23 protein-coding genes, 4 tRNA genes and 1 pseudogene are annotated in these 25,318 nt (G+C 58.8%); 15 read left to right on the forward strand and 13 right to left on the reverse strand.

Annotated elements, in window-relative coordinates:
* The first annotated feature begins 10 nt into the window (after window positions 1–10).
* From ACMXYI_RS02415 to ACMXYI_RS02430, 4 genes are all read left to right on the forward strand, one after another.
* Entirely contained in the window at window positions 11–883 is an 873-nt protein-coding gene (locus tag ACMXYI_RS02415; protein ID WP_415771458.1) for an oxygenase MpaB family protein, read from the forward strand.
* A 159-nt stretch (window positions 884–1,042) separates the two neighbouring features.
* Window positions 1,043–2,059, forward strand: a complete 1,017-nt coding sequence (locus tag ACMXYI_RS02420; RefSeq protein WP_415771460.1) for a class I SAM-dependent rRNA methyltransferase — start codon at window positions 1,043–1,045, stop codon at window positions 2,057–2,059.
* A 93-nt stretch (window positions 2,060–2,152) separates the two neighbouring features.
* Complete coding sequence (locus ACMXYI_RS02425) at window positions 2,153–5,104, forward strand: DUF748 domain-containing protein (RefSeq protein ID WP_415771462.1); 2,952 nt, start codon at window positions 2,153–2,155, stop codon at window positions 5,102–5,104.
* Entirely contained in the window at window positions 5,104–5,400 is a 297-nt protein-coding gene (locus ACMXYI_RS02430) for a DUF2845 domain-containing protein (protein WP_123367810.1), read from the forward strand. Before ACMXYI_RS02425 ends, ACMXYI_RS02430 begins: the two co-directional genes overlap by 1 nt.
* A gap of 172 nt (window positions 5,401–5,572) precedes the next feature.
* Here the strand turns inward: ACMXYI_RS02430 and ACMXYI_RS02435 are convergent, their stop codons facing one another.
* A complete protein-coding gene (locus tag ACMXYI_RS02435; RefSeq protein WP_415771464.1) occupies window positions 5,573–5,926 on the reverse strand; it encodes a BON domain-containing protein in 354 nt (117 codons plus the stop codon).
* 313 nt (window positions 5,927–6,239) lie between these two features.
* Window positions 6,240–6,644 (reverse strand): pilin, encoded by a 405-nt coding sequence (locus ACMXYI_RS02440; protein ID WP_415771466.1) that lies wholly within the window; start codon window positions 6,642–6,644, stop codon window positions 6,240–6,242.
* 225 nt (window positions 6,645–6,869) lie between these two features.
* On the opposite strand from ACMXYI_RS02440, the gene pilB reads away from it, so the two are divergent.
* The 5 genes from pilB to yacG are packed head-to-tail and all read left to right on the forward strand — an operon-like array spanning window position 6,870 to window position 11,481.
* Window positions 6,870–8,570 (forward strand): type IV-A pilus assembly ATPase PilB, encoded by a 1,701-nt coding sequence (gene pilB / locus ACMXYI_RS02445; RefSeq protein ID WP_415771468.1) that lies wholly within the window; start codon window positions 6,870–6,872, stop codon window positions 8,568–8,570.
* A 2-nt stretch (window positions 8,571–8,572) separates the two neighbouring features.
* Complete coding sequence (locus tag ACMXYI_RS02450) at window positions 8,573–9,790, forward strand: type II secretion system F family protein (protein ID WP_415771470.1); 1,218 nt, start codon at window positions 8,573–8,575, stop codon at window positions 9,788–9,790.
* Window position 9,791: 1 nt separating this feature from the next.
* Window positions 9,792–10,664: a prepilin peptidase gene (locus ACMXYI_RS02455; protein WP_415771472.1), complete on the forward strand. Its 873-nt coding sequence runs from the start codon at window positions 9,792–9,794 to the stop codon at window positions 10,662–10,664.
* Window positions 10,661–11,284: a dephospho-CoA kinase gene (gene coaE / locus ACMXYI_RS02460; RefSeq protein ID WP_309674604.1), complete on the forward strand. Its 624-nt coding sequence runs from the start codon at window positions 10,661–10,663 to the stop codon at window positions 11,282–11,284. The genes ACMXYI_RS02455 and coaE overlap by 4 nt, the downstream gene beginning before the upstream one ends.
* A complete protein-coding gene (yacG, locus tag ACMXYI_RS02465) occupies window positions 11,281–11,481 on the forward strand; it encodes a DNA gyrase inhibitor YacG (RefSeq protein WP_140681081.1) in 201 nt (66 codons plus the stop codon). Before coaE ends, yacG begins: the two co-directional genes overlap by 4 nt.
* Window positions 11,482–11,484: 3 nt before the next feature.
* Here yacG and ACMXYI_RS02470 read toward each other — a convergent pair whose 3' ends face one another.
* Together ACMXYI_RS02470 and ACMXYI_RS02475 are read right to left on the reverse strand one after the other, a co-directional pair.
* The gene (locus tag ACMXYI_RS02470) at window positions 11,485–11,700 is read right to left on the reverse strand and encodes a hypothetical protein (protein ID WP_033054332.1); all 216 of its coding nucleotides are present in this window, start codon (window positions 11,698–11,700) and stop codon (window positions 11,485–11,487) included.
* Window positions 11,701–11,763: 63 nt separating this feature from the next.
* Window positions 11,764–12,453 (reverse strand): energy-coupling factor ABC transporter permease, encoded by a 690-nt coding sequence (locus ACMXYI_RS02475; protein ID WP_415771473.1) that lies wholly within the window; start codon window positions 12,451–12,453, stop codon window positions 11,764–11,766.
* 886 nt (window positions 12,454–13,339) lie between these two features.
* Here ACMXYI_RS02475 and ACMXYI_RS02480 point away from each other — a divergent pair.
* Window positions 13,340–13,582, forward strand: coding sequence for a DUF2790 domain-containing protein (locus ACMXYI_RS02480; protein ID WP_415771474.1), 243 nt, complete (start codon window positions 13,340–13,342; stop codon window positions 13,580–13,582).
* An 8-nt stretch (window positions 13,583–13,590) separates the two neighbouring features.
* On the opposite strand, the gene ACMXYI_RS02485 is transcribed toward ACMXYI_RS02480, so the two are convergent.
* From ACMXYI_RS02485 to ACMXYI_RS02495, 3 genes are read right to left on the reverse strand one after another with little or no spacing between them, the layout of a single operon-like run.
* The gene (locus ACMXYI_RS02485) at window positions 13,591–14,859 is read right to left on the reverse strand and encodes an OprD family porin (protein ID WP_415771476.1); all 1,269 of its coding nucleotides are present in this window, start codon (window positions 14,857–14,859) and stop codon (window positions 13,591–13,593) included.
* A gap of 17 nt (window positions 14,860–14,876) precedes the next feature.
* Entirely contained in the window at window positions 14,877–16,097 is a 1,221-nt protein-coding gene (locus ACMXYI_RS02490; RefSeq protein ID WP_415771478.1) for a benzoate/H(+) symporter BenE family transporter, read from the reverse strand.
* Window positions 16,094–17,461 (reverse strand): aromatic acid/H+ symport family MFS transporter, encoded by a 1,368-nt coding sequence (locus ACMXYI_RS02495; RefSeq protein WP_415771480.1) that lies wholly within the window; start codon window positions 17,459–17,461, stop codon window positions 16,094–16,096. Before ACMXYI_RS02495 ends, ACMXYI_RS02490 begins: the two co-directional genes overlap by 4 nt.
* 250 nt (window positions 17,462–17,711) lie before the next feature.
* Here ACMXYI_RS02495 and ACMXYI_RS02500 point away from each other — a divergent pair, with 250 nt between their 5' ends.
* The 5 genes from ACMXYI_RS02500 (at window position 17,712) to ACMXYI_RS02520 (ending at window position 21,434) form a co-directional block, all read left to right on the forward strand.
* Window positions 17,712–18,338 (forward strand): DUF1780 domain-containing protein, encoded by a 627-nt coding sequence (locus ACMXYI_RS02500; RefSeq protein WP_008154887.1) that lies wholly within the window; start codon window positions 17,712–17,714, stop codon window positions 18,336–18,338.
* Window positions 18,335–18,862: an MOSC domain-containing protein gene (locus tag ACMXYI_RS02505; RefSeq protein WP_415771482.1), complete on the forward strand. Its 528-nt coding sequence runs from the start codon at window positions 18,335–18,337 to the stop codon at window positions 18,860–18,862. Before ACMXYI_RS02500 ends, ACMXYI_RS02505 begins: the two co-directional genes overlap by 4 nt.
* Before the next feature lie 55 nt (window positions 18,863–18,917).
* Entirely contained in the window at window positions 18,918–19,091 is a 174-nt protein-coding gene (locus ACMXYI_RS02510) for a DUF3094 domain-containing protein (RefSeq protein ID WP_008154890.1), read from the forward strand.
* Between the two features lie 326 nt (window positions 19,092–19,417).
* Window positions 19,418–20,716, forward strand: coding sequence for an NAD(P)/FAD-dependent oxidoreductase (locus ACMXYI_RS02515; protein WP_415771484.1), 1,299 nt, complete (start codon window positions 19,418–19,420; stop codon window positions 20,714–20,716).
* 319 nt (window positions 20,717–21,035) lie between these two features.
* Window positions 21,036–21,434, forward strand: a complete 399-nt coding sequence (locus ACMXYI_RS02520) for an HvfA family oxazolone/thioamide-modified RiPP metallophore (RefSeq protein ID WP_415765579.1) — start codon at window positions 21,036–21,038, stop codon at window positions 21,432–21,434.
* A gap of 62 nt (window positions 21,435–21,496) precedes the next feature.
* Here the strand turns inward: ACMXYI_RS02520 and ACMXYI_RS02525 are convergent.
* The 6 genes and pseudogenes from ACMXYI_RS02525 to clpB all read right to left on the reverse strand — a co-directional run.
* Window positions 21,497–21,700, reverse strand: a pseudogene (locus ACMXYI_RS02525) (methyl-accepting chemotaxis protein); the annotation flags it as partial.
* Window positions 21,701–22,014: 314 nt separating this feature from the next.
* Window positions 22,015–22,091: transfer RNA gene (locus tag ACMXYI_RS02530), tRNA-Pro, on the reverse strand.
* A 97-nt stretch (window positions 22,092–22,188) separates the two neighbouring features.
* Window positions 22,189–22,264 (reverse strand) — tRNA-Lys (locus ACMXYI_RS02535).
* A gap of 5 nt (window positions 22,265–22,269) precedes the next feature.
* Window positions 22,270–22,346, reverse strand: a tRNA-Pro gene (locus ACMXYI_RS02540).
* A gap of 9 nt (window positions 22,347–22,355) precedes the next feature.
* Window positions 22,356–22,431, reverse strand: a tRNA-Asn gene (locus ACMXYI_RS02545).
* Between the two features lie 298 nt (window positions 22,432–22,729).
* Window positions 22,730–25,294: an ATP-dependent chaperone ClpB gene (gene clpB / locus ACMXYI_RS02550; protein WP_415771486.1), complete on the reverse strand. Its 2,565-nt coding sequence runs from the start codon at window positions 25,292–25,294 to the stop codon at window positions 22,730–22,732.
* Between the last annotated feature and the right edge of the window lie 24 nt (window positions 25,295–25,318).

Consider the following 25,318-nt stretch of genomic DNA (forward strand, 5'->3'; position numbering starts at 1 on the left):
TTGAGCCGCCATGGAATTCATTCGAACCCGCATCGAAACCCAGATCATGAGCCTGACCGGTCTTTCTCTGGGCAAACTCGACCTGGAAAACCCCAAGGGTGATCCCGGTCTGTTCGGGCCTGATTCGGTGAGCTGGCAAGTGCATGGCGACTTCAGCAGCATGCTGATCGGCGGCATCAGCGCCTTGATGCTGCAAGCACTGCATCCACTGGCCCTGGCCGGGGTCTGGGACCATTCGAATTTCCGCGAGGACATGATCGGCCGACTGCGCCGCACCGGGCAGTTCATTTCCGGCACTACATTCGGTTCGCGAAAGGACGCCGACTGGCTCATCGAGAAAGTCCGCACCATCCACCTGCAAGTGACCGGCACGGCACCGGATGGCCAGCCCTACGCCGCCAGCGATCCTGATCTGTTGACGTGGGTGCACGTGGCCGAAGTCAGCAACTTCCTCGCGGCCCATTTGCGTTACCGCAATCCCAACCTGTCCCTGGCTGATCAGGACCGTTACTACTCGGAAATCGCGCTGGTTGCCGAACGGCTTGGCGCCCGTGACGTGCCGCGTTCGCGGCAGGAAATTGCCGATTACCTTGAACGCATTCGTCCACAGCTGCTGTGCGATGAGCGCAGTCGAGAGGTGTTACGGCTGTTGTTGAACGCCCCGTCCCCCAGCCGTTTGGCCAGACCTTTCGGCAGCTTGATGATGAAGGCCGGGATCGACCTGCTGCCGGACTGGGCCAGTGACATGCTTGGCGTCAGCCAGAGCCCGCTGCAACGCAAGCTTATCCGCGCCGGCGTCAATCGCAGCGTGCCGATGCTGCGCTGGGCGGTGCGTAATGGCTCGGTGCACCGGGCCAAACGACGGATGGGGTTGCTCAGCTAGAAAGAGCTGAAAAGCTTCGCGAGCAAGCCCGCTCCCACAGGGGATTTGTGTCGTTCATCAGTCCAATGTGGGAGCGGGCTTGCTCGCGAAGGGAGCACCGCGGTTTGGCGCCAAGCTGTTAAACTCCCGCGCCAAATTCCCTCCTGCAAGGCGCCCGGCATGTCTTCCTTGAATCAGGCGCTGCGCGCCGCCCTCGATCGTCGCCAAGACCTGCTGGCCGAGCTGCATCAGCAAGGCACCGATTGCTATCGCCTGTTCCACGGCAGCCAGGAAGGCGCCGGCGGCCTGACGATCGACCGCTACGGCCCGCAATTGCTGGTGCAAAGCTTTCACCAATCGCTGGAACGAGATGCGTTGCTGCAACTGCACGACACCATCAATCAGCACCTGGGCCTCGAAACGCTGCTGGTCTACAACGATCGCTCCCGTGGCAACTCGCGTATCGACCGTGAAGACACCGTCTACCGCGCCGACGAAGCCGCCCTGCAAGACTTGATCGGTCACGAATGGGGCTTGAATTACCGGGTTCGCGGCCGCCACGCCGGCCAGGACCCGCTGTTGTTCCTCGACCTGCGCAACGCGCGCGGCTGGGTCAAGCAGCACAGCAAAAACAAAAGTGTACTGAACCTGTTCGCCTACACCTGTGGCGTCGGCCTGAGTGCTGCGGCCGGTGGCGCGAGCGAAGTCTGTAACCTTGACTTCGCTGAGGGCAACCTGGCCGTCGGCCGTGAAAACGGCCTGCTCAATCCGCAGTTGCCGACCATGGACTTCATCCAGTCCGACTACTTCCCGGCCATCCGCCAATTGGCCGGTCTGCCGATCAGCCAGCGCCGCGGGCAGAAACTGCCAAGCTATCAGCGTCTGGAACAGCGTCAGTACGACCTGGTGCTGCTGGACCCGCCGGCCTGGGCCAAGAGCGCTTTCGGCACTGTCGACCTGCTGCGCGACTATCAGAGCCTGCTGAAGCCAGCACTGCTGACCACCGCCGACAATGGCGTGCTGATCTGCTGCAACAACCTGGCAAAAGTCAGCATGGACGACTGGCGCGAGCAAGTTTTGCGTTGTGCAGAGAAAGCCGGCCGGCCGGTGCGCGAGTGGACAGTGATGAAACCGGGCGGCGATTTTCCGTCAATGGATGAGCAGCCGCCGCTGAAAACCCTGATTCTGCAGCTCTGAAATTCGTCCGAAAAATCAGATAAATCCTATAAAGCTTGATCACTTCGGAACCGGAATCGCGTGCCATACTCCAACGCACTCCGATTCAGACAGATGAAGCCGCACATGCCCAAAGGATTGATTCGCGCTATTGGCGCTCTGTTGACCGCTCTAGCCCTCTACAGCCTGCTGGGTTTTCTGATTTTGCCGGGCATCGCGTTGCGGGTGGCCAATCAACAATTGGCCAATTACGCAACGACGCCTGCCACGATTTCGCGGATCGAACTCAACCCGTTCAGCCTTGAAGTCACCCTTTGGGGACTGATCATCGGCGATCCGGGCAAGGAACAGGTTGGCTTCGAGCGACTGTATGCCAACTTGCAGATCGACAGCCTCTGGACCAAAGCGCTGCATCTGTCCGATATCGAAATCGACAAACCCAAGACCGAAATCCTCTTCGGCAAGGACGGCAAGCTCAATCTGCTTGGCCTGTTCAAAATCCCCGCCAGCGAGCCGACCCCGGCCGACCCGAACGCCAAACCGTTCCCGTTGCGCATCGAGCGGATCAAACTGGCCGGCGGTGTCGTGCACTTCCAGGATCAACGCCCCAGCGAACCCATCGAATTCCTCTACGACAAACTCGACTTCGAACTGAAAAACCTCAGTACCCTGCCTGAAGACAGTGCCGACATGACCTTGGTGGCCATCGGCCCGGCAGGTGGACAGATCGACTGGACCGGCAATTTCAGCCTGATCCCGATCGCCTCCGAAGGTAAGCTGAAGATCACCGATGGCAAGATGAAATCCTTTTGGCCCTATGTGCGTGACGCGCTGCCACTGGTGCTCGAAGACGGCGTCATGAGCCTCAGTACCGACTACAAACTCAACTTGTCCAAGGAAACCGAACTGCTGCTGAGTAACGTCGCCGTCAGTGTCGCGCCCTTCGCCATCAAGGCCCCGGACGGTCGACCGCTGGCGAAGCTTGAGCGTCTGGACATCAGCGAAACCACCGTGGACCTGGCCAAGCAGCAAGTGGTCGTCGGCAAGATCCGCAGCCAGAAACTGGAAACCTGGGCCGCCCTCGAAGCCGACGGGCAACTCGACTGGCAGAAACTGTTCGCCAGCCAACCGTCCAAAGAAGCCGTCAAAGCCAAGGCCGAACCGGCCAGCACCCCGGCAGCCGCCGATTCACCGAAACCCGACCCGGCGCCACCGAGCAAACCCTGGCAGGTGCTGCTCAAAGACGTGCAACTGCGCAATTACCAGGTGCATCTGGCTGACCGCAAGGCGGTACCCGCCGTGGCGCTGGACGTCGGCCCGCTGAACCTGGACCTGCAGAATTTCGACAGCCTCAATGGTTCGCCTTTTAACCTCAAGCTCGATACGGGCGTGGGCAAGCAAGGCAAGATCACCGCAGACGGTACCGTCAATCTCGCCCCGGTCAGCGCCAAGTTAAAAGTACAAACCAAGGACATCGACCTGCGCGTCGCACAGTCCTATATCAACCCGTTTATTCGCCTGGAACTGCGCAGCGGCATGCTAGGCAGTGATCTGGCGGTCGATCTGAAAAGCACCGAGCCGCTAGCATTCAGCGTCACCGGCCGTGCTCAGGTCGATCAACTGCATACCCTCGACACCCTCAAGACCCGCGACTTCCTCAAGTGGCAGCAGTTAGTGCTCGAAGGCCTGAATTATCAGCACGGCGACAGCCTGTCGATCGACAAGGTCAACCTGTTCCAGCCTTATGCGCGCTTCATGATCAACGATGACCGCACCACTAACATCGATGATCTGCTGATTCCACAACCGCCCGACTCAGGCGCCAAAACGGCAGCAGCCAAACCTGCCAGCAAGGAAAAACCGCTGGGCATCCACATTGGTGGCATCGCCATCAATGACGGCTCGGCCAACTTCGCCGACTTCAGCCTGACCCCGAATTTCGCCACGGCCGTCCAGCAGCTCAACGGGCAAATCGGCACCATCGACAGCCGTCAGGCGAAACCGGCCAGCGTCGATATCAAAGGCAAGGTCGACCGCTATGCACCGGTCACCATCAAGGGCTCGGTCAACCCGTTCGACCCGATGGCCAGCCTCGACATCTCCACCAGTTTCAAACGTGTTGAGCTGACCACGCTCACGCCCTACTCCGGCAAGTTCGCCGGTTACCGCATCCGCAAGGGCCGGCTCAATCTCGACCTGCATTACATGATCACCAAGGGCCAGCTCAAGGCCGAAAACAAAGTGGTGGTCGAGCAGCTGCAACTGGGTGAGAAAGTCGACAGTCCAGACGCCGTGAGCCTGCCGCTGAAACTGGCGATCGCGTTGCTCAAGGACGTCGACGGCAAGATTTCCATCGAGCTGCCGGTGACCGGTGACCTGAACAACCCGCAGTTCAGCATCATGCCGATTGTCTGGCAGACCTTGCGCAACCTGATCGTCAAAGCCGCCGCGGCACCATTCAAAATGATTGGCGGACTGGTCAGTGGTGGCGGTTCGGAAGATTTGGGCACTGTGTCGTTTGCGCCGGGCTCAAGCGACCTGAGCAAGGAGGCCGAGGGCTCGCTGGTCAAACTGTCCCAGGCCCTCAAGGAACGTCCGGCCCTGCGCCTGGAAATCGAAGGCACGGCTGCCGCAAGCAGCGATGGCCCGCTGATCGCCGAGCAGCGTCTGGAACGTGAATACCAGTACAACTACTACAAAATGCTCCAGCGTCGCGGCGACAAGGTGCCGGCTCAGGCTTCATTGCTGCAGGTACCGGACAACGAGAAAGGTCCGCTGTTGGAGGGGATCTACCGCACGCGCCTGAAGACGCAGCCACCTGCTGAATGGAAAGACTTGGGCAAGGAAGAACGCACCGCGAAGATGCGCGCAGACGTGATCAAGTTCTGGAGTTCCAGCGACGTGCTATTGCGACAGTTGGGTCAGGAACGCGCCAGCAGCATCAAGGACTATCTGGTCGACAAGGGTCAGTTGGCCGATGACCGCGTGTACTTCGTCGATGCCAACCTCGGCGAGGCGGAAAGTGACGGCCGGGTGGTTACGTCGCTGCATCTGGACGCCGAGTGATGGGCGCGAAATGGCTGATGAGCCTGGCTCTGGCGATGGCCGCCAGTCAGGCCTCGGCAGCCGATACCCTGCGCTGCGGCAGTCAATTGGTCAGTGTCGGGGACAGGTCCAGCGAAGTGCTGCAGAAATGCGGTGAACCGGTCAGCCGTGATCTGTTGGGCTACAAGCGCAGCGCTAACCGCCGGGAAGAATTTCAAGTCGAGGAATGGACCTACGGGCCCAACGGCGGGATGTACCAGTACCTGCGTTTTGAAGGCAATCGTTTGAAGCAGATCACCAGCAAGCGCGGCAATTAAGTACACCACATTTGGTTTTGCGTCGCTCACAAATAGAACAGGCCCCGACACGAATGCCGGGGCCTGTAATGGCCACATCCTTATGGCCTTCGCATGAACTCTCCAGATGCGGCAGACGTATAGCTCGGCCCGCCTGTCGCGCCTTCTCCCAGTCCAGGCGAGAAGTCTTGCCTTACTCGGCTTTCAGGCCGTCAGCGGAGACCGCTTTGACGCCTTTGATTTTCTTGGCGATGGCCACTGCGGTGGTTTTCTGAGCGTCGGTCACCGCAACGGTGGACGACAGGGACACAACGCCTTTGTTGGTTTCAACTTTAATGTCGGTACCAGGAATGCCTTTTTCAGTCACCAGGTCTGCTTTGACTTTGGTAGTGATCCAGGTATCGGAAGTAGCTTCTTTAGCTTCGGTCACTTCACCGGCGGCCAGAACCATGGGCGCCTGGGTAGCCTGGGTTTGAGCAAATGCAGCGTTGGCCATGGTCAGGGTCAGCGCGGTAGCAGTAGCGGCAGCGATAGCGAACTTCTTCATACGAGTAACTCCTGTTTTTCATAAAGTCTGCTGCGTGTCTTGTCAGCAGGGTTACTGGAGATATTGCGAACGTTGTGCCAAGTTAGAGACAGACAATAAATCTATATAAATCAATACGTTATGAAAACGGCTAATTTTCGGAATCATGCAAATTGCATGACTTTGATTTTTTCAACATGCAAGTTGCGGGTTTTGGGCCTGGGCCTAAGGCCATGAATTATCGGGGTTTTTGTACTCGAGCCTGATACGCACTTAAAAAAATGCCCCTGTCTGTCGACAGAGGCACTTCAAACCGCTTTAACCGCGTTACAAATTACGGGTGCGTGCAACCTGCTGGCGCGAAATCGGCACCGACGCTCGTGGCGCATGACCAACCATTAGTGGCGTCTCGAGTCAGTGTCACAGTCGCGCCAGCAATAACCGCTGGCGGGCTTTTCACTGTGCAAAGAATGCCTGCACCGCCAGCAACGGCAGTGATCGTGCAATTCTGCGAAGCGCCAGCATTCGGAGCAAAAGTGGCTACAGTCGGGGCCGCAGTACCCGAGTTGACCGCGTCCTCAAAATTCACCTTGAGCGCCGAAATTTCGGCTGCACCCGCCGTCATCTTCGCCCGCGCCTGATACTTCGAGTACGCCGGTATGGCAAACGTCGCCAGAATCCCGATGATCGCCACCACGATCAGCAGCTCGATAAGCGTAAAACCTTTCTGAGTATTCATAGACAAGCTCCATGCATGAGTCGAAATCTCATGATCTGAACTAGCCGCAGCACAGCCCATGCCAAGCCCTACGCCCCGTGTTGGCGGGGCGTGCGATGGACACAAAGCCGTTTCCTACCCCCAGGATCCGCACTATCTGACACTTTTTGTCACCTGAGCAGTGCTGGTTTGGTTCCTCAGCTTGACTAGGCTATAAGTCATGAACTGTCTGCGTCCGGTATCCCAATGAATGACATCGCCCTTAGTGGTCTGGCCAAGCAATTGGTCCTGGCCGAACTGCTCACTGACAAAAGCGCGCAACAGGCGTATCAGCAAGCCCAACACAATCGAATCCCCCTGGTCAGTTACCTGGTTCAGAACAAACTGGTGAAAAGCCGCCAGGTCGCCGAGATCGCGTCAGAACATTTCGGCATGGCACTGCTTGATCTCAACTGCCTGGACAAGGAAACCCAACCCAAGGGTCTGGTCAGCGAGAAACTGATCCGCCAACACCACGCCCTGCCCCTCTGGCGACGCGGCAACAAGTTGTTCGTGGGCGTTTCCGACCCGACCAATCAGCAAGCCATCAATGACATCCAGTTCAGCACCGGGCTGAATACCGAAGCCATCCTCGTGGAGGACGACAAGCTCAGCGACGCCATCGAAAAATTCTTCGATAGCCATAGCACCGGCCTGGAAGACATGGCCGATGTCGACCTTGATGGTGTGGACATCGAGTCGATCGATGACAACAAGCAGGATTCCATTGGCGGACAAGACGCCGACGACGCACCCGTGGTGCGCTTCGTCCACAAGATGTTGCTCGACGCGATCAAGAGCGGCTCTTCCGACCTGCATTTCGAGCCCTACGAAAAAACCTACCGCGTGCGGATGCGCACCGACGGCATGCTGCGTGAAGTCGCCAAGCCGCCGATTCAACTGGCCAACCGCATCGCCTCGCGACTGAAAGTCATGGCCAGTCTCGACATATCCGAGCGACGCAAACCACAGGACGGGCGGATCAAGATGCGCCTGTCCAAGAGCAAGTCCATCGACTTCCGGGTCAACACCCTGCCGACCCTGTGGGGCGAGAAAGTGGTGATCCGGATCCTCGACCCGTCCAGCGCACAAATGGGCATCGATGCCCTCGGTTACGAGCAGGACCAGAAAGACCTGTACATGGCCGCCCTCAAGCAGCCACAGGGGATGATTCTGGTGACAGGCCCCACCGGCTCGGGCAAGACCGTGTCGCTCTACACCGGTCTGAATATCCTCAACACCGTGGACATCAACATCTCCACCGCCGAAGACCCGGTAGAGATCAACATGGAAGGCATCAACCAGGTCAACGTCAATCCCAAGCAGGGACTGGGCTTTGCCCAGGCGCTGCGCTCGTTCCTGCGTCAGGACCCGGACGTAATCATGGTTGGCGAGATTCGTGACCTCGAAACCGCAGAAATAGCCATCAAGGCTGCCCAGACCGGGCACCTGGTGCTGTCGACCCTGCACACCAACAGCGCCGCCGAAACCCTGACACGCCTGCACAACATGGGCATCCAGGGGTTCAACATTGCTACCTCGGTCAGCCTGATCATCGCCCAGCGCCTGGCGCGCAAGCTATGCAGCCATTGCAAGAAACCCATCGAGATTCCCCGGGAGGCGCTGCTCAAGGAAGGCTTCCCCGAGGAACGGATCGGCTCATTCACGATCTATGAGCCAGTCGGTTGCGATCACTGCAACAACGGTTACAAAGGGCGAGTAGGGATTTATGAAGTGGTGAAGAATACCCCGGACCTGCAACGGCTGATCATGGCCGAAGGCAACTCACTGGAAATCGATATCCAGATGCGTAAGGACGGTTTCAATGACCTGCGGACGTCGGGCCTGCTCAAGGCCATGCAAGGTATCACCAGCCTTGAAGAAATCAACCGGGTCACCAAGGACTGAATATGGCGGTCAAAGCAGTAAAAATCAGCGTCTACACCTGGGAGGGTACAGACCGCAAAGGCACCAAAATAACGGGTGAATTGAGCGGTCAGAATCCGGCATTGATCAAGGCCCAATTGCGCAAGCAGGGCATCACCCCCGGCAAGGTACGCAAGAAGTCCACCTCGATTTTCAACATGGGCAAGCGCATCAAGGCCCAGGACATTGCCCTGTTCACCCGGCAGATGGCAACGATGATGAAGGCCGGAGTACCGCTGTTGCAGTCCTTCGACATCATCGGTGAGGGCTTTGATAACCCAGCCATGCGCACACTGATTGACGAGGTGAAACAGGAAGTCGCGGCGGGTAACAGCTTCGCCGCTTCCCTGCGCAAAAAGCCTCAGTATTTCGATGAGCTCTACTGCAACCTGGTCGATGCCGGCGAGCAGGCCGGTGCCCTCGATACCCTGCTGGAGAGAGTGGCGACCTATAAGGAAAAGAGCGAAAGCCTCAAGGCCAAGATCAAGAAAGCCATGACCTACCCGCTGGCGGTGGTGTTCGTTGCGATCATTGTGACCGGGATTCTGCTGGTCAAAGTGGTGCCGCAGTTCGAATCGGTGTTCAAAGGGTTTGGCGCCGAATTGCCAGCCTTCACGGTGATGGTCATCGGCCTCTCGCAATTCATGCAGGACTGGTGGTGGGCGATGCTCGGCGTGCTGATCGCGGCCATCTTCGGTGTGCGCCGCGCCTTTAAAACGTCGCAAGCCTTTCGCGACCGGATGGACACCTGGCTGCTGAAACTGCCGCTGATTGGCACGCTGATGTACAAGTCCGCCGTGGCCCGTTACGCCCGCACGCTGTCGACTACCTTTGCGGCAGGTGTGCCGCTGGTGGAAGCCCTGGATTCGGTGGCCGGCGCGACCGGCAACATCGTGTTCAAGCGTGCGGTGCTGCGCATCAAGCAGGACGTATCCACCGGCATGCAGCTGAATTTCTCCATGCGCACCTCCGGCATCTTTCCGAACATGGCGATCCAGATGACCGCCATTGGCGAAGAGTCCGGCGCGCTGGACGACATGCTCGACAAAGTCGCGAGCTTCTATGAGAACGAAGTGGACAACATGGTCGATAACCTCACCAGCCTGATGGAGCCGTTCATCATGGTGGTGCTGGGTGTTATCGTCGGTGGCCTGGTGGTTGCGATGTACCTGCCCATCTTCCAACTCGGCTCAGCGATCTGACATGCCCTTGAACGACACTCTGACCCTCTACCCGTTAGCCTTCGTAATCTCAGCCATGTTGGTCGGCCTGCTGATTGGCAGTTTTCTCAACGTGGTGGTCTGGCGCCTGCCAAAAATGCTTGACCGCGAATGGCGTGAGGAGGCTCGTGAAGTGTTGGGCTTGCCAGGCGAAACACCGCTGCCGACCTTCAACCTGATGCTGCCCCATTCCCAGTGCCCACATTGCGGCCATCGAATCCGCGCCTGGGAAAATATTCCGGTGCTCAGTTATCTGTTCTTACGGGGTCGATGCTCGAACTGCACGGCCGCCATCAGCAAACGTTACCCGCTGACTGAACTGGCCTGCGGCCTGCTCTCGGCGTTCATCGCCTGGCATTTCGGTTTCGGCTGGCAGGCCTGCATGGCGCTGCTCCTGAGCTGGGGGTTGCTGACGATGAGCCTGATCGACGCCGAGCACCAACTGCTGCCGGATGTGTTGGTGCTGCCGCTGATATGGCTGGGACTGATCGTCAACAGCTTCGGGCTCTTCGTGTCCCTGCATGATGCATTGTGGGGCGCGGTGGCCGGGTATATGGCGCTGTGGTCAGTGTTCTGGCTGTTCAAGCTGATCACCGGCAAGGACGGCATGGGCCACGGTGATTTCAAGCTGTTAGCGATGTTCGGCGCCTGGGGTGGCTGGCAGATCTTGCCGCTGACCATCCTGTTATCGTCGATGGTGGGCGCCGTTGTCGGCGTGATTTTGCTGCGTTTGCGCAACGCGAAAACCTCCACACCGATCCCCTTCGGACCCTTTCTGGCAATTGCCGGCTGGATTGCCTTGCTCTGGGGTGGTCAAATAACCGACTTCTATTGGCAGTTTGTCGGTTTGAAATGAATACCCCTGTGGAAAAACCCTGGATTCTCGGCCTGACCGGCGGCATCGGCAGCGGCAAAAGCGCGGCTGCCCAGCACTTCATCGACCTGGGCGTGCACGTAGTGGACGCCGATCATGCGGCGCGTTGGGTGGTCGAACCGGGTCGCCCGGCGCTGGCCAGGATCGCCGAACACTTCGGCCCCGGCGTATTGCAAGCCGACGGACAGCTGGATCGCGCGGCGTTGCGCAAACTGATCTTCGAAGTGCCAGAGGAACGCCGCTGGCTCGAAGCGCTACTGCATCCGCTGATCGCCAAGGAAATCGCCGATCATCTGGCCAAGGCACAATCGCCTTACGCGATTCTGGTTTCGCCGCTGCTGATCGAGTCCGGGCAGTACGCCATGACCCAACGGGTCCTGGTGATCGATGCCCCGGAACAACTACAGATCGAGCGCACCCTGCAGCGTGACCAGACCAGCGAGCAACAGGTCCAGGCGATCCTCAAGGCCCAGTCCAGCCGACAGGACCGCGTGAGCCACGCCGACGATGTGGTGGTCAATGACCGCGACCTCGCCTGGCTGCACAGCGAGGTCGAACGCCTGCATCACTTTTACCTTACTTTGCGTGGAGGCCAGTCATGAGCCAAACCCCAACCGTCGATTGCCCAACCTGCGGCGCCCCTGTTGAATGGAGCCCAGAAAACAAATTCCGGCCATTCTGTTCGGACCGTTGCAAGCTGATTGACCTGGGCGCCTGGGCCTCGGAAGAACACAAGATTCCGGTCAGCCCGGATGCCGAAGACGACCTGTTCAGCGAAGACTTCGAGCCGCGTCACTGATCTTCAAGGCCGCATAAAACCGTAGTCCTGGCTGTCATCGAGGTTTTCCGCAAGAAAACGCAACTCATCGGCCAGGTCTTCGGCACTGCGCACCGCCTTGCTCTGTTGCACCACTGCACTGAGCAAGGCGCGCAGGCTCAACCCCGGATCAAAACCCACTTCCTGCGCCCCATCCAGACTTTGACGCAACTCCTGCCTTGCCCATTCGTAGACACTCATTTCGATGCTCCTGAAGGTTTTCCAGAGCATGGATTCGTGAGCGATTTTTGCCTTTGATGTGGATCAAGATTTGGGATCGTCGTCTTTCCAGGGTGCCGAAAGGTAGCGCGTGCGATTGAACGTCTCCAGCCACTCGGGGCAAAACACCACCAGCGCGCTGACCACCATGCCGTTGATGAACGCTTCCGGGAAAATCAGCAGCCACAGATAACCGACAAAATCTTCCAGCCAATACGGCATGGCGAAACGTTCGTCGAACCACAGCAACCACAGCGCCAGCAGCAGGCACAGCAACGCCGACAGCGCCGCAGCAAAGAAACCGGAAACGAAGATATACACAAAGGGATTACGCGGTTGCGCTCGCTCCACCAGGATCGCGCAGCACTCGGTGACCAGCACCGGCAGCAGAATCAGCAGCGCGCCGTTGACCCCCATCGCCGCCAGATCCTGCCGCCCGAGCAGCACGAGTCCCGCTTGCGCGACCAACCCGCCGACAATCGCCAGCGGCCAGTCGAGTAACAGGGTCACGGCGGTCATGCCGATAAAGTGGTAGGACACGCCGGTGTCGAAATCTTGTCGCACCAGCCAGAGAATGAACAGCGCGAACACCGTACCGAACAACAGATGCTGGCGACGACTGTCGCTGAACAGTTCGACCCACGATGCTCGCGCAACGGCCCAGATCAGCACCGGCACATAGATCAACCACCCCGCCGTGAGGGTTTCAGGTGACAGCAACTCGGCGCCGATCATGGCTGGGCACACTCCCTTGTCTTGCCGAAAGAGAACAGGTTCTCAGTCTACACCGGGGTTTGGATGGGCTTCGACTTTGCTCCGGAGGGTCGTTTTACGATTGGGGGCATATCCGTTGCTGCGGTAGCGGCTGCTGGCGGTTTCGCTTTTACAGCGAGTCACTTTCGAAAAGCCTGCGCGGCCCGGCGGAAAGTAACCAAAGCGCTTTGCCCCTCCATTCGGTGCCTCGCCTAGGCTCGGCATGCCCTCACTCCGGTATTGCTCCAGGGGCCCGCCGCCATCGGCCATCCATGGCCGGGGGCGGCTACCGCGGCATCCTTGCCGCGGTGCCCCCTGCGCAACGCCTGCGTTCGGCCTCTGGGAAAGGGGCGGCAGATCTGAAGCCAAAGCAAAGCAACGGCAACGGCAAGATCAAAAGATCGCAGCCTCGCTTCGCTCGACAGCTCCTACAGGGAAATACGTTCACTTGAAGCCAGGTCGGCCGGCAGGCCGCCTCGCTTTTGCTTTTGCGGTGTGCGCTCCCTCGAGAGGCCGAGTGGAGGTTCTGCGCAGTGGGCAACCCGGCATGGATGCCGGGTTAGCCGCCCCCGGCCATGGATGGCCGATGGCGGCGGGCCCACGGAGCAGGACCGGAGCGAGGGCATGCCGAGCCTAGGCGAGGCACCGAACGAAAGGGGCAAGAGCCCTTGGTTACTTGGGGCTTTTCCAAGTGACTCGCTGTAAAAGCGAAACCGCCAGAAGCCGTAACCGCAGAAACGGATATGCCCCCCATTCAAAAACAGCGATTGTTACGTTCCCTGCAACGCTGAATCAAACCCAGCCCCCTTTATCACTCCCAGCCAAAGACTAAACTTCAACCATCAGAACCAACCCCGAGCCCACAAAAATGAAAACCCTGATCAGCCTGTTTCTGACCGTTGTCGCCACCTCGGCCATGGCCGCCGGCAACGAACCCGCCGCTACCTCGTACAACCCGACACAGCCGCTGGACATCGCCGAAGTGATTTCAGTGACAGACACCGCCACCGCCTGCGACGTCGTACCAGCGACCATGGTCTACATCGACCATCAAGGCCAGACCCATCGCGTGACGTATCAAGTCATGGGCAACTGCACCAGCAATCTGTGATTACCAACTCATAACAGCGTCCATGTGTAGCTGAGGATCAAGCGGTTCTCGTCGATATCACTGCGGTAGTTGGAGCGCGCCATCACGTTGCGCACACGGATCCCGAGGCCTTTGAGGCTGCCGCTCTGCAGCACATAGCCGAGATCGAGATCACGCTCGCGGTCCTTGCCCTCGAACCCTTTGCCGGTATCGACATTGTTGCCGGTGATGTAGCGCACGGTGCTGGTCAGCCCCGGCACGCCGAGGGCCGCGAAATCGTAGTCGTAACGCGCCTGCCAGGAGCGCTCATCGGTGAAGGCGAACTCGTAGGTCGGCACCTCGTTACCCAGTGGGCTGATGTTGGCAAACACTCGCGGGAAGGCGCTGTCGCCGAACATGCCCTGATAGCCGACATAGAACGTGTGGCCGCCACGCTTGGCTGACAGCAAGGAGAAAAACGCCTGGTTGTCGATGTTGCCCAGCAGTTTTTTGCCGTCTTCGCGCGAATCGTAATAACCAAGGTTGGCGTCCAGGATCCAGTTACCGAGTGGCTCGCTGTGCTTGAGGCCGAGAAAACGCTGGTTGTAGATATCTTCCAGTTGCCCGAACCAGGCGCTGACCGAGCTGCGTTTATCGTTGAAGGCATAATCGGCGCCGGCAAAGTTGAAGCCATCACTGCTGACCTGACGCTGCGGTACATGACCGAGCATGGCTTGCATCTTTTCGTCGCCGGCCTCGTTGCGCAGGCTGGTCGAATTCAAGTGGCCGCCCTGCACCGTCAGGCCATTGATCTCGTTCGAGCTGATGCTCGCACCCTGATAGCTGGGCGGCAGCAAACGGATATCGCTGAAGGCCAGCACCGGCAGGTTGGGTTGCAGTTCGCCCACCTTCAATTCGGTTTTGGAGAATCGCACCTTCAACGCGCCTTCCAGTCGGCTGTAATCATTCGCCGCGCGCCCGTCATCCTGCACCGGCAGCAAACCGGTATTGACCCGATCCGGGCTGCTGTCGAGTTTGAGGCCGAGCAGGCCAATGACATCCACCCCAAAACCGACGGGACCCTGGGTATAACCGGATTTGACGTTGAGGATGAAGCCCTGCGCCCACTCTTCGGCCTTCGATTGTTGGTTGGCCCCGACGATGTCGGAAAAGTCCCGGCTGAAATAGTAATTGCGTGCTTGCAAGGTGGCGGTGGTGTCTTCGATGAAGCCACTCTCGGCCGCCATCGCACCGGCGGAGAAACTCGAGACGACAGCCATGGACAACACTGAACCGGTTGTTGGAAGAATCTGTTTCATCGTTTTTTCTCTTATTTTTATTGATCGACAGGTTGAAGTGCTTCAGCCGCAGCGGATTCGCGACGGGGAACGGGACGACGGGCGTTTAACAACACGTGCGTGACCATGCCGAAAATCAGCCCCCAAAAGGCGGCGGACAAACCCAACAACGACATGCCCGACGCGGTGGTCAGAAAAGTCACCAACGCGGCTTCGCGATCACTCGGCACAGCCATTGCGCCGGCCAACGCCCCGGCAATCGCAGCGAACAGCGCCAGCCCGGCCAGGGCTGCGATCAGTTCTTTGGGGAACGCCGAAAACAGTGAAACCAGGGTGGCGCCGAAGATCCCCAGCACCAGGTAACACAGCCCGCCCACAACCCCGGCCACATAGCGTTTGCCGGGATTTTCATGGGCCTCGCGCCCGGTACAAATCGCCGCGGTGATGGCTGCCAGATTCAGCCCATGGCAACCGAACGGCGCCAACAGCGCCGTGCCCACCGCACTGCTGGCGATGATCGGGCCGGCCGGTGTTGGGTAACCGCTGGCGCGCAGTACCGCCATGCCGGGAACGAACTGCCCGGTCAGCGCCACCATCACCAGCGGCAAGGCGATATTCAGGGTCGCGCTCAGGCTGAACGCGGGCGTGATCCACACCGGCGTGGCCAAGCCGATCACCAACGCCTCGCTGTGCAAATCACCGGCGAGAAAAGCCATCGAGCAGCCCACCAGCAGCACCATCAACACCGCATACCGCGGCATCAGCCGTTTGCAGATCAGGTACGTGGCGAACATCGCCAGCACCAGCAGCGGCTTGCCCTGCAACGAGACGAATAATCCGGTGCCGAAGCTGAACAGAATCCCCGCCAGCATCGCTGCCGCAATCGCCGCGGGCAGTTTGCCGATGATCCGGTCAAACGCCCCCGAGACCCCGACCAGAAAGATAATCAGGCTGCTGATCAGATACGCGCCTACCGCTTCCGGCATTGAGATCCCCGGCAACAGCGCCACCAGCAACGCCGAACCCGGCGCCGACCACGCGATGATCACCGGGACGCGGTAACGCAGGCTCAGACCGATGCCAAGCACGGCGCTGCCGATGGAAATCGCCCAGATCCATGACGACAGCACCTCTCGCGAGAGGTGCGCGGTCTCGGCGGCCTGAAAGATGATCACCAACGGGCCTGCGTAGGAAATCACCGTGGCGATAAATCCGGCGACTGCCGCAGACAGGGAAAAGTCCCGGACTAACGCTCTCATGAAACGTCGCCAACAGACCCGTCGAGCGAACCATGGCGCAGGCCCGACAGCGCTTGTTTAGCACTGCGTCGACTGCTGATGGCGAACACGGTCATGGCGATCGCGGCCACCGCACCGGGCAAGGCAAAGGCCATGAAGTTCAGTTGCAGCGGCAGGCTGATCCCGAGCAAGGCACCGCCCAGCAGCGGTCCGACGATGGCACCGTTGCGCCCGATACCTGACGCCCAACCCAAACCGGTGGAGCGAATGGTCATGGAATAGAACTGCGCGGCGCAGGCGTACAACAGAATCTGCGAGCCAATGGTGGTGGCGCCGGCAATGGCGATCAGCAGGTACAACAGCGGCATCGGGCTGTTGAATCCCAGCAAGGTGATCGACACCGCAGCCACGGCGAAGAACACCGCCAACACCCGCGGCAGGTTGAGTTTGTCTCCCAGCACACCGCCGCCGACCGCGCCGAAAATGGCACCGAAGTTGAGCACCAGCAGGAACGACAGACTCGAGCCCAGGCTGTAACCGGCGTTGGCCATCAGTTTTGGCAGCCAGGAACTCAAGGCGTAGACCATCAGCAAGCAGCAGAAAAACGCCAGCCACAGCATCAGCGTGCGCAGCGCACGACCTTCGCGAAACAGTTGCAACACCGGGGTGCCGGTGCCCTTCACTTCGCTCATGTGCAGCTGATCGCTGGTTTGCGCGACGTAAGCCGGATCAATCCGTTCCAGAACGTTGCGCGCCTCTTCATTGCGTCCCTGACGCAGCATGAAACCCACCGACTCGGGCAGGAAGTACATGATCAACGGCAACAACAGCAACGGCAGCACCGCCACGTAAAACACCGATTGCCAGCCAAAACTTGGGATCAGCACGATACCGAGCCCCGCCGAGAGCATTCCGCCCACCGAGTAGCCGCTGAACATGATTGCCACCAGCGTGCTGCGGATTTTCTTCGGCGCGTACTCGTTCATCAGTGCCACGACGTTGGGCATCACCCCGCCAATGCCAAGCCCGGCAATGAACCGGCAGAGGCCAAACTCGGTGGGGTTGCGGGCAAATCCATTGAGCACGGTGAAACCGCTGAAGAGCATCACGCAGATCGTGATGGCTTTTTTGCGGCCGATCTTGTCCGACAGCGGGCCGAAGAACAGCGCGCCGAACATCATCCCGAACAGTGCATAACTGCCCAGTGCGCCCGCTTGCAGGGGACTGAGCCCCCACTCTTTCATCAGCATCGGCAACACCACGCCGTAGATCACCAAATCGTAACCGTCGAAGATGATGATCAGGGCACACCAGAACAGCACCATCCAGTGGAAGCGGTTGAATCGTGCGTTGTCGATAACCTCATGTACGTCGATCTTGCGCATGGCATTTTTCTCTTGTTGTTATTTTTAAGAGCGTCGGTAACACGGCTAACGTCCGTACAGCCGAGGGTAGAGGCGACAGGCACGGGGCAATATCCGCTTTGCGCAGATCGTTATCCGTTTTGTGCAATGCCCTGAACCGGGCGCGGGATGTGGGTTGTTGCGGGCATGGCGGGCCGCAGATCCTGTAGATCTGACCCGCTCCGATAAACTGTCTTCTTTGCGATCGCATTTGAACGCTAAGCTTGGGCTTATGGATGACTCAGATTATTTACGCCTGCTGACCATCGCGGCCGAGCAAGCCAACGCGTTCCTGTCCAATGCCCGCAAATGGGAGCGTGAGCGTTGGGTCTGTCAGCGCCTGCTGCAAGGCCTGAACATTCCCTATCGCGCCGACGAATTCGCCCCCGCCGGGGAGCCGCCGGACGTGCTGTTTCGTGACGCCAGTTTCGAAGTGTTTTTCGTGCTCGATGAAGGCCGACGCCTCAACGACGAATGGCGCGATGAGCTGCAACGCCGGCGCAGCGCGTTTTCCCTGAGTTCGCTGGTGCGCCGCGAGGCCAAGCCCCGGCGCATTCCGGCCAATGAATTTCTGCTGAGACTGGCGCCGACCTTGCGCAAAAAAGCCCACAACTACAAAGAGCGCGGCATGGACCTGGGCGAACTGGACATCATCGCCTTCGCCAGCCTCAAGCGCGAAGTGCTGGACCTCAACAGCCATTTCCCGCCGCCGACCGAATACCTGCGCCAGGGCTGGCGCTCGTTGTCGCTGGTCGGCCCGACCTTCGCCCGCGTGCTGTTCGCGCACCCGGATGCGCCGGATTTCCTGCGCAGCAACCTGGGCCGCAGCATTGTTTTCGACGTCGGGATCAGCCTGTGAGTCCATTGCAGGAGCTGATTGCCGAAGTGCCGCAAACGGGTCGCGTTCGCTGGATCGGCGTTCGGCCGCAATCACGTTCTCAGATGATCGAACTCGATGCCGTGGAGGCGCGGCTTGAAGCCGGTTTGACCGGTGATCACACGCGTCCCGGCGTACGCAATGCGCGGCAAGTAACGCTGATGCAATGGGAGCATCTGGCGGTGATCAACTCGCTGATGGGCCGGCCGGAAGATAAACCGGTGTTACCTAATGATTTGCGACGCAACATTGTCGTCAGCGGCATCAATCTCTTCAGTCTCAAGGGTCGGCGTTTCAGGATTGGCCAGGCGATTTTCGAAACCACCGGCTGGTGCCAACCCTGCGCCCGACTCGAGAATAACCTCGGCCCCGGGACCTTTCAGGCCGTTCGTGGACATGGCGGAATCACCGCCCGGGTGTTACAAAGTGGAATCATTCGCCTGGACGATACGGTGAGCGTCGAGCCCATCCCTGCCAGCGGCTATGCTCCGTTCAATGTGGGCTAAAACCTGCTGTAGCTTCTACACATTTAGCAACGTCTACCCCCTGACGAGGCCCAATATGACCAGCCGCCTGAACCCCGACGACCAAAAGCATGTCGAAGAGTACCTGCAACTGTCCCAGCACCAAGTCGAGCGCCGGCCTTTCCGGCCGTGGATGCTCCTGGTGGTGGTGTTGGCAGTGACCATTGGTTTAGGCCTGTTGAGCCGACTTATCAGTTACCTGACGCTATGAGCTGCCGAGGGTCTGTTGACGTTTGATGACGAACCGCGTTGCGTTCCAACGAGTGCGAGGCAAGGCGCGGGATGCCGCCAATGGTTGTTCCCTTGGCAAATCCCGCAACGCAGCCTCGCGCTCGTTGGAGCGCAACCCGAAGGGACGGACGCCCACGTGGCGCAGGGCAGCGTTGCTCGGAACTCATTTGGAACAACCAAACCACGTTCCTCGCGCCTTGCCCTGCACCACGTGGGCATCCGTCGCGGTCGTCATCAAACGTCAACAGACCCTCATGCTCGCTCGGGTAATTGCACCGATTTCTTTTAGCCTTGCGAGATATCCCCATGACTCATCGTATTGTCATCGTTGGCGGCGGCGCCGGCGGTCTGGAGTTGGCTACCCGTCTGGGTAAGACTCTGGGCAAGCGCGGCACGGCCAGTGTGATGCTGGTCGACGCGAACCTGACCCACATCTGGAAACCGCTGTTGCACGAAGTGGCGGCCGGGTCGCTGAACTCTTCCGAAGACGAACTCAACTATGTTGCCCAGGCCAAATGGAACCACTTCGAGTTCCAGCTGGGGCGCATGAGCGGGCTTGATCGCGCACAGAAGAAAATCCAGCTGGCCGCCACCTACGACGAAGCCGGCATTGAACTGGTCCCGGCGCGCGAAGTGGGTTACGACTCGCTGGTGATCTCGGTCGGCAGCACCACCAACGATTTCGGGACTCAGGGCGCGGCACAACACTGCCTGTTCCTCGACACCCGCAAACAGGCCGAGCGCTTCCACCAGCAATTGCTCAACCACTACCTGCGCGCCCATGCCGGGCAGACCGACAAGGTCGAGCAGATCAGCGTCGCCATCGTCGGTGCCGGTGCCACCGGGGTCGAACTGGCCGCCGAACTGCACAACGCCGCGCATGAATTGGCCGCCTATGGTCTTGACCGGATCAAACCGGAAAACATGCACATCACCTTGATCGAAGCCGGACCACGGGTGCTGCCCGCCTTGCCGGAACGTATCGGCGGGCCTGTGCATAAAACCCTGGAGAAACTCGGGGTCAACGTCATGACCAATGCCGCCGTCAGTGAAGTGACAGCCGACAGCCTGATTACCGCCGATGGCAAAGTCATCAACGCCAGCCTGAAAGTCTGGGCCGCCGGGATTCGCGCACCGGGCTTTCTCAAGGACATCGATGGCCTGGAGACCAACCGGATCAATCAGCTGCAAGTACTGCCAACCCTGCAAACCACCCGCGACGAAAACATCTTCGCCTTCGGTGACTGTGCGGCCTGCCCGCAGCCGGACACCGATCGCAATGTGCCGCCACGCGCCCAGGCTGCTCATCAGCAGGCTTCGTTGCTGGCCAAATCGCTGAAACTGCGTATCGAAGGCAAGCCTCTGCCTGCGTACAAATACACTGACTACGGCTCGCTGATCTCGCTGTCGCGTTTTTCGGCTGTGGGTAACTTGATGGGCAACCTCACCGGCAGCGTGATGCTTGAAGGCTGGCTGGCACGGATGTTTTACGTGTCGCTGTATCGCATGCACCAAATGGCGCTGTATGGCGCGTTTCGTACGGCGATGCTGATGTTGGGCAGCAAGATCGGGCGCGGGACTGAGCCGCGGCTGAAGCTGCACTGATACAAAAACCTGTGGGAGCGAGCTCGCTCGCGATGGCGGCTTAACATTCAACAGATGCGCTGAATGTCAGACCGCTATCGCGAGCAAGCTCGCTCCCACATTTGTTCTGCATCGATTCTTAGATCTGTGTCTCACTGTATCTCCCCCCGCCGTTTCACCCCTTCGCTTACAAACTCCCCCCTTGCGCGACACAGTAGCGATACACCACGCCCGCTAAATGGCCACACCCAAGCAAGGCTCCCCGCCAGCTACGGTTATCGCCGCACTTACGTGGCGTCCTTTATCGAACGGTTGTGTCGTGCAACCCAGGAGTATTGAAATGTCCCGTACCACCAAAAACACTATCGGTTTGCTCGGCGCTGTTTTGGCCGGTGGCATGATGTTGTCCGGCGCTGTGTTCGCCTCGCAACCTCTGACTCAGGGTTACCTGCTGGCCTCGGCCGAACAGGTGGTGAAGACCCCCGAAGGTAAATGTGGCGAAGGCAAGTGTGGCGATGCGTCGATGGCAAAAACCGACACGGATGGCGACGGCAAAGTCTCCCGTGCCGAGTTTCAGAAAGTCGCGCCGAAGTCCAATTTCGACAAGATCGACACCAACCATGACGGCTTCATCGACGAGCAAGAGGCTTATGACAACGTGAAAGCCAACTTCGAAGCCAATGGTAAGAAAATGCCAAAAGGCCTGTTCGAGCACTTGAAAGACCAAGACGGCGCCTAAGCTTCCGAGAACCAAGCCGCGCTTTTCCGTCGAGAAGCGCGGCTTTTTTGCGTCTGGAAAATTTAAAGCTGGAAGCGCCGCACCATGCCCTGCAAGGCATTGGCCAGTTGTGAAAGCTCATGACTGGACGCGCTGGTCTGATCCGCCCCGGCGGCAGATCGCACCGATAGATCACGAATATTCACCAGGTTGCGATCCACTTCCCGCGCCACCTGCGCCTGTTCTTCGGCAGCGCTGGCGATCACCAGATTGCGCTCGTGGATCTCCCCAAGGCAAAAATCCCGAGCAAAGCGACCAATACGGCAATCAGGGCAAACTCTCAATGACTTGGCGGATCTGTTCGCCAAACAAACCGCCGCCGAGAGCCAGAATTCGGCAGCGCATTACGAAACATCGCGAATGATCGTCAGCCTATTTATCGCGTTGACGGCGTTGACCACTGTCGGTGCTGATCGACATGAAAACCGTGGTCGATGGTTCCGGCAAGCGCCTCGTTATCGTCAAGTTATACGATGACTGAAGTATTCTTTTTAGAAGACAAAAAAAATCCCCGTATCTTTCGATACGAGGATTTTTAATATGGTCGGGGTAAGGGGATTCGAACTCCTGACATCCTGCTCCCAAAGCAGGCGCGCTACCGGACTGCGCTATACCCCGGTAATAAAAAGGCGACCTTTAAAAAGTCGCCTTTTTCGATCAGTGCTTTTGGCCTCTGATCTTAAGATCTGATCCCAGCGTGAACTGGTTTCAAAAATGGTGGGTCGTGTGGGATTCGAACCTACGACCAATTGGTTAAAAGCCAACTGCTCTACCAACTGAGCTAACGACCCAAAAATGGTCGGGGTAAGGGGATTCGAACTCCTGACATCCTGCTCCCAAAGCAGGCGCGCTACCGGACTGCGCTATACCCCGGCTTGAAATTGGCTCCGTGACCAGGACTCGAACCTGGGACCCAATGATTAACAGTCATTTGCTCTACCGACTGAGCTATCACGGAACTACGTATTTCAATTTACAACTGTGAAGCTTGCTTCGCCTCTTCGACCCGTTCGCATCGCTGCGTTCGTGTGTCTGAGGCGCGCTATTCTACAATCTTAAGCACCTCTGTCAACCCCCTAAATTGCTTTCAAGTTAATGATTTGCAACTTATTTCAGATTCCTGCTTGGGGAGCTGGAACCCTTCAGGGCGACTTACTGCGGGGCGCACTTTACAAGCCTTTTCCTTTCAGTTCAACAGCCTGGCGAAAAAAAGGCCTCGCAATGCGAGGCCTCTTCAATTTTGCTGCCGCCGTGGATCAGGCGAATACGATTTCGTCGTTCTCCACAACACCCTTGGCGGTATCGCCCGGCATGAAGCGACCGGACAGAATCAGCTGCGCCAACGGGTTCTCGATCCAGCGCTGGATGGCTCGTTTGAGCGGCCGTGCGCCGTAAACCGGGTCGTAGCCTACCGCGATCAGCTTATCCATGGCCTCAGGGCTGAGATCAAGCTTCAGCTCGCGCTCGGTCAGGCGACTGCGCAGGCGACCCAACTGGATCTCGGTAATGCCCGCGATCTGATCCCGAGCCAACGGTTCGAAGATCACCACTTCATCGACCCGGTTGATGAACTCCGGCCGGAAGTGCGTGGAAATCGCGTCCATCACCGCCGCACGCTGCGCCTCACGATCACCGACCAGTTCCTGGATCTGCACCGAGCCCAGGTTGGAGGTCATGACAATCACGGTATTTTTGAAATCCACCGTGCGGCCATGGCTGTCGGTCAGTCGGCCATCTTCCAGCACTTGCAGCAAGATGTTGAAGACGTCCGGGTGGGCCTTCTCGACCTCGTCCAGGAGGATCACCGAATAAGGCTTGCGACGCACCGCCTCGGTCAGGTAACCGCCCTCTTCATAGCCTACGTAGCCTGGTGGCGCACCGATCAGACGAGCCACGGAATGTTTCTCCATGAATTCGGACATGTCGATCCGCACCATCGCCTCTTCCGTATCAAAGAGGAACTCGGCCAGCGCCTTGCACAGCTCGGTTTTACCGACACCGGTCGGGCCGAGGAACATGAACGAGCCGCTCGGGCGATTCGGATCGGACAAACCGGCGCGGGACCGCCGCACGGCGTTGGAAACGGCAATCACCGCTTCGTCCTGGCCGATCACACGTTGGTGCAACAGGCTTTCCATCTTCATCAGCTTGTCGCGCTCGCCTTCGAGCATTTTCGACACCGGAATACCGGTCCACTTCGAAACGACTTCAGCGATCTCTTCTTCAGTCACCTTGCTGCGCAGCAACTGGTTTTCAGTTTTGCCGTGCTGGTCGACCATTTGCAGGCTGCGCTCCAGGTCCGGGATGATCCCGTACTGCAACTCGGCCATGCGGTTCAAGTCGCCTTTGCGGCGGGCAGCTTCCAGTTCCTGACGGGACTGTTCGATTTTCTGCTGGATCTGCGCAGAACCCTGGACTTCGGCTTTTTCCGCGTTCCAGATTTCCTCCAGGTCCGAGTACTCACGCTCGAGGCGGACGATTTCTTCCTGGAGTTTTTCCAGACGTTTTATCGCGGCTTCGTCGCTTTCTTTCTTCAGCGCCTGGGATTCCACCTTCAACTGAATCAGACGGCGCTCAAGACGATCCAGAACTTCCGGTTTGGAATCGATCTCCATGCGGATGCGGCTGGCCGCTTCGTCGATCAGGTCGATGGCCTTGTCCGGCAACTGACGATCGGTAATGTAGCGGTGACTGAGCTTGGCTGCGGCGATGATCGCGCCGTCGGTGATCGCCACCTTGTGGTGAACCTCGTAGCGCTCTTTCAGGCCACGCAGAATCGCGATGGTATCTTCTTCGCTCGGCTCGTCCACCAGCACTTTCTGGAAGCGCCGTTCGAGGGCCGCATCCTTCTCTATATATTGGCGGTACTCGTTGAGCGTAGTCGCGCCGACGCAGTGCAGCTCACCGCGCGCCAATGCCGGCTTGAGCATGTTGCCCGCGTCCATCGAGCCTTCGCCTTTACCGGCGCCGACCATGGTGTGCAGTTCGTCGATAAACAGAATGATCTGCCCTTCCTGCTTCGACAGTTCGTTGAGCAGGGATTTGAGGCGCTCTTCGAACTCGCCGCGGTACTTGGCACCGGCAATCAGCGACCCCATGTCCAAGGACAGCAGGCGCTTGCCTTTCAGTCCATCCGGGACTTCGCCGTTGATGATGCGCTGGGCCAGGCCTTCGGCGATGGCGGTTTTACCCACGCCAGGCTCACCGATCAGCACCGGGTTGTTCTTGGTGCGGCGTTGCAGGACCTGAATGGTCCGGCGAATTTCGTCGTCACGGCCGATCACCGGATCGAGCTTGCCTTCTTCGGCACGCTTGGTCAGGTCGACGGTGTATTTATCCAGCGCCTGGCGCGACTCTTCGTGGTTGGCGTCATTGACGGCCTCACCACCGCGCAGGTTGTTGATCGCGTTTTCCAGGGCTTTCTTGCTGACGCCCTGGCCGAGCAACAATTTGCCGAGCTTGCTGTTCTCGTCCATGGCGGCGAGCAACACCAGCTCGCTGGAGATGAACTGGTCGCCCTTCTGCTGGGCCAGACGATCGGCCTGGTTCAGCAGGCGTGCCAAATCCTGCGACATGTTCACGTCGCCGGTCGGGTTCTGGATTTTTGGTAGTTGGTCGAGCTCTTTGGTCAGCTCTTTACGCAGGCTGTTGACGTCAAAGCCAACCTGCATCAACAGGGGCTTGATCGAACCACCCTGCTGCTCAAGCATGGCTTGCATCAAGTGCGCCGGTTCAATGCCGGGATGGTCGAGACCGACGGCCAGGGATTGGGCGTCGGATAGAGCTAACTGCAATTTGCTGGTTAAACGATCTATTCGCATGGGTCACCTTCCTTTTGAGCAGGC

Source organism: Pseudomonas lyxosi (assembly GCF_047758685.1).
GTDB classification, from domain to species: Bacteria; Pseudomonadota; Gammaproteobacteria; order Pseudomonadales; family Pseudomonadaceae; genus Aquipseudomonas; species Aquipseudomonas lyxosi.

What these genes read in the sequence shown, in the direction of transcription:
- ACMXYI_RS02415 (WP_415771458.1), top strand. Translation starts at nt 11, where the DNA reads ATGGAATTCATTCGAACCCGCATCGAAACCCAGATCATGAGCCTGACC.
- ACMXYI_RS02450 (WP_415771470.1), top strand. Translation starts at nt 8,573, where the DNA reads ATGGCGGTCAAAGCAGTAAAAATCAGCGTCTACACCTGGGAGGGTACA.
- ACMXYI_RS02515 (WP_415771484.1), top strand. Translation starts at nt 19,418, where the DNA reads ATGACTCATCGTATTGTCATCGTTGGCGGCGGCGCCGGCGGTCTGGAG.
- ACMXYI_RS02495 (WP_415771480.1), bottom strand. Translation starts at nt 17,461, where the DNA reads ATGCGCAAGATCGACGTACATGAGGTTATCGACAACGCACGATTCAAC.
- yacG (WP_140681081.1), top strand. Translation starts at nt 11,281, where the DNA reads ATGAGCCAAACCCCAACCGTCGATTGCCCAACCTGCGGCGCCCCTGTT.
- ACMXYI_RS02485 (WP_415771476.1), bottom strand. Translation starts at nt 14,859, where the DNA reads ATGAAACAGATTCTTCCAACAACCGGTTCAGTGTTGTCCATGGCTGTC.
- ACMXYI_RS02435 (WP_415771464.1), bottom strand. Translation starts at nt 5,926, where the DNA reads ATGAAGAAGTTCGCTATCGCTGCCGCTACTGCTACCGCGCTGACCCTG.
- ACMXYI_RS02440 (WP_415771466.1), bottom strand. Translation starts at nt 6,644, where the DNA reads ATGAATACTCAGAAAGGTTTTACGCTTATCGAGCTGCTGATCGTGGTG.
- ACMXYI_RS02470 (WP_033054332.1), bottom strand. Translation starts at nt 11,700, where the DNA reads ATGAGTGTCTACGAATGGGCAAGGCAGGAGTTGCGTCAAAGTCTGGAT.
- ACMXYI_RS02475 (WP_415771473.1), bottom strand. Translation starts at nt 12,453, where the DNA reads ATGATCGGCGCCGAGTTGCTGTCACCTGAAACCCTCACGGCGGGGTGG.
- ACMXYI_RS02420 (WP_415771460.1), top strand. Translation starts at nt 1,043, where the DNA reads ATGTCTTCCTTGAATCAGGCGCTGCGCGCCGCCCTCGATCGTCGCCAA.
- clpB (WP_415771486.1), bottom strand. Translation starts at nt 25,294, where the DNA reads ATGCGAATAGATCGTTTAACCAGCAAATTGCAGTTAGCTCTATCCGAC.
- ACMXYI_RS02455 (WP_415771472.1), top strand. Translation starts at nt 9,792, where the DNA reads ATGCCCTTGAACGACACTCTGACCCTCTACCCGTTAGCCTTCGTAATC.
- ACMXYI_RS02425 (WP_415771462.1), top strand. Translation starts at nt 2,153, where the DNA reads ATGAAGCCGCACATGCCCAAAGGATTGATTCGCGCTATTGGCGCTCTG.
- ACMXYI_RS02520 (WP_415765579.1), top strand. Translation starts at nt 21,036, where the DNA reads ATGTCCCGTACCACCAAAAACACTATCGGTTTGCTCGGCGCTGTTTTG.
- coaE (WP_309674604.1), top strand. Translation starts at nt 10,661, where the DNA reads ATGAATACCCCTGTGGAAAAACCCTGGATTCTCGGCCTGACCGGCGGC.
- ACMXYI_RS02510 (WP_008154890.1), top strand. Translation starts at nt 18,918, where the DNA reads ATGACCAGCCGCCTGAACCCCGACGACCAAAAGCATGTCGAAGAGTAC.
- ACMXYI_RS02430 (WP_123367810.1), top strand. Translation starts at nt 5,104, where the DNA reads ATGGGCGCGAAATGGCTGATGAGCCTGGCTCTGGCGATGGCCGCCAGT.
- ACMXYI_RS02490 (WP_415771478.1), bottom strand. Translation starts at nt 16,097, where the DNA reads ATGAGAGCGTTAGTCCGGGACTTTTCCCTGTCTGCGGCAGTCGCCGGA.
- ACMXYI_RS02500 (WP_008154887.1), top strand. Translation starts at nt 17,712, where the DNA reads ATGGATGACTCAGATTATTTACGCCTGCTGACCATCGCGGCCGAGCAA.
- pilB (WP_415771468.1), top strand. Translation starts at nt 6,870, where the DNA reads ATGAATGACATCGCCCTTAGTGGTCTGGCCAAGCAATTGGTCCTGGCC.
- ACMXYI_RS02480 (WP_415771474.1), top strand. Translation starts at nt 13,340, where the DNA reads ATGAAAACCCTGATCAGCCTGTTTCTGACCGTTGTCGCCACCTCGGCC.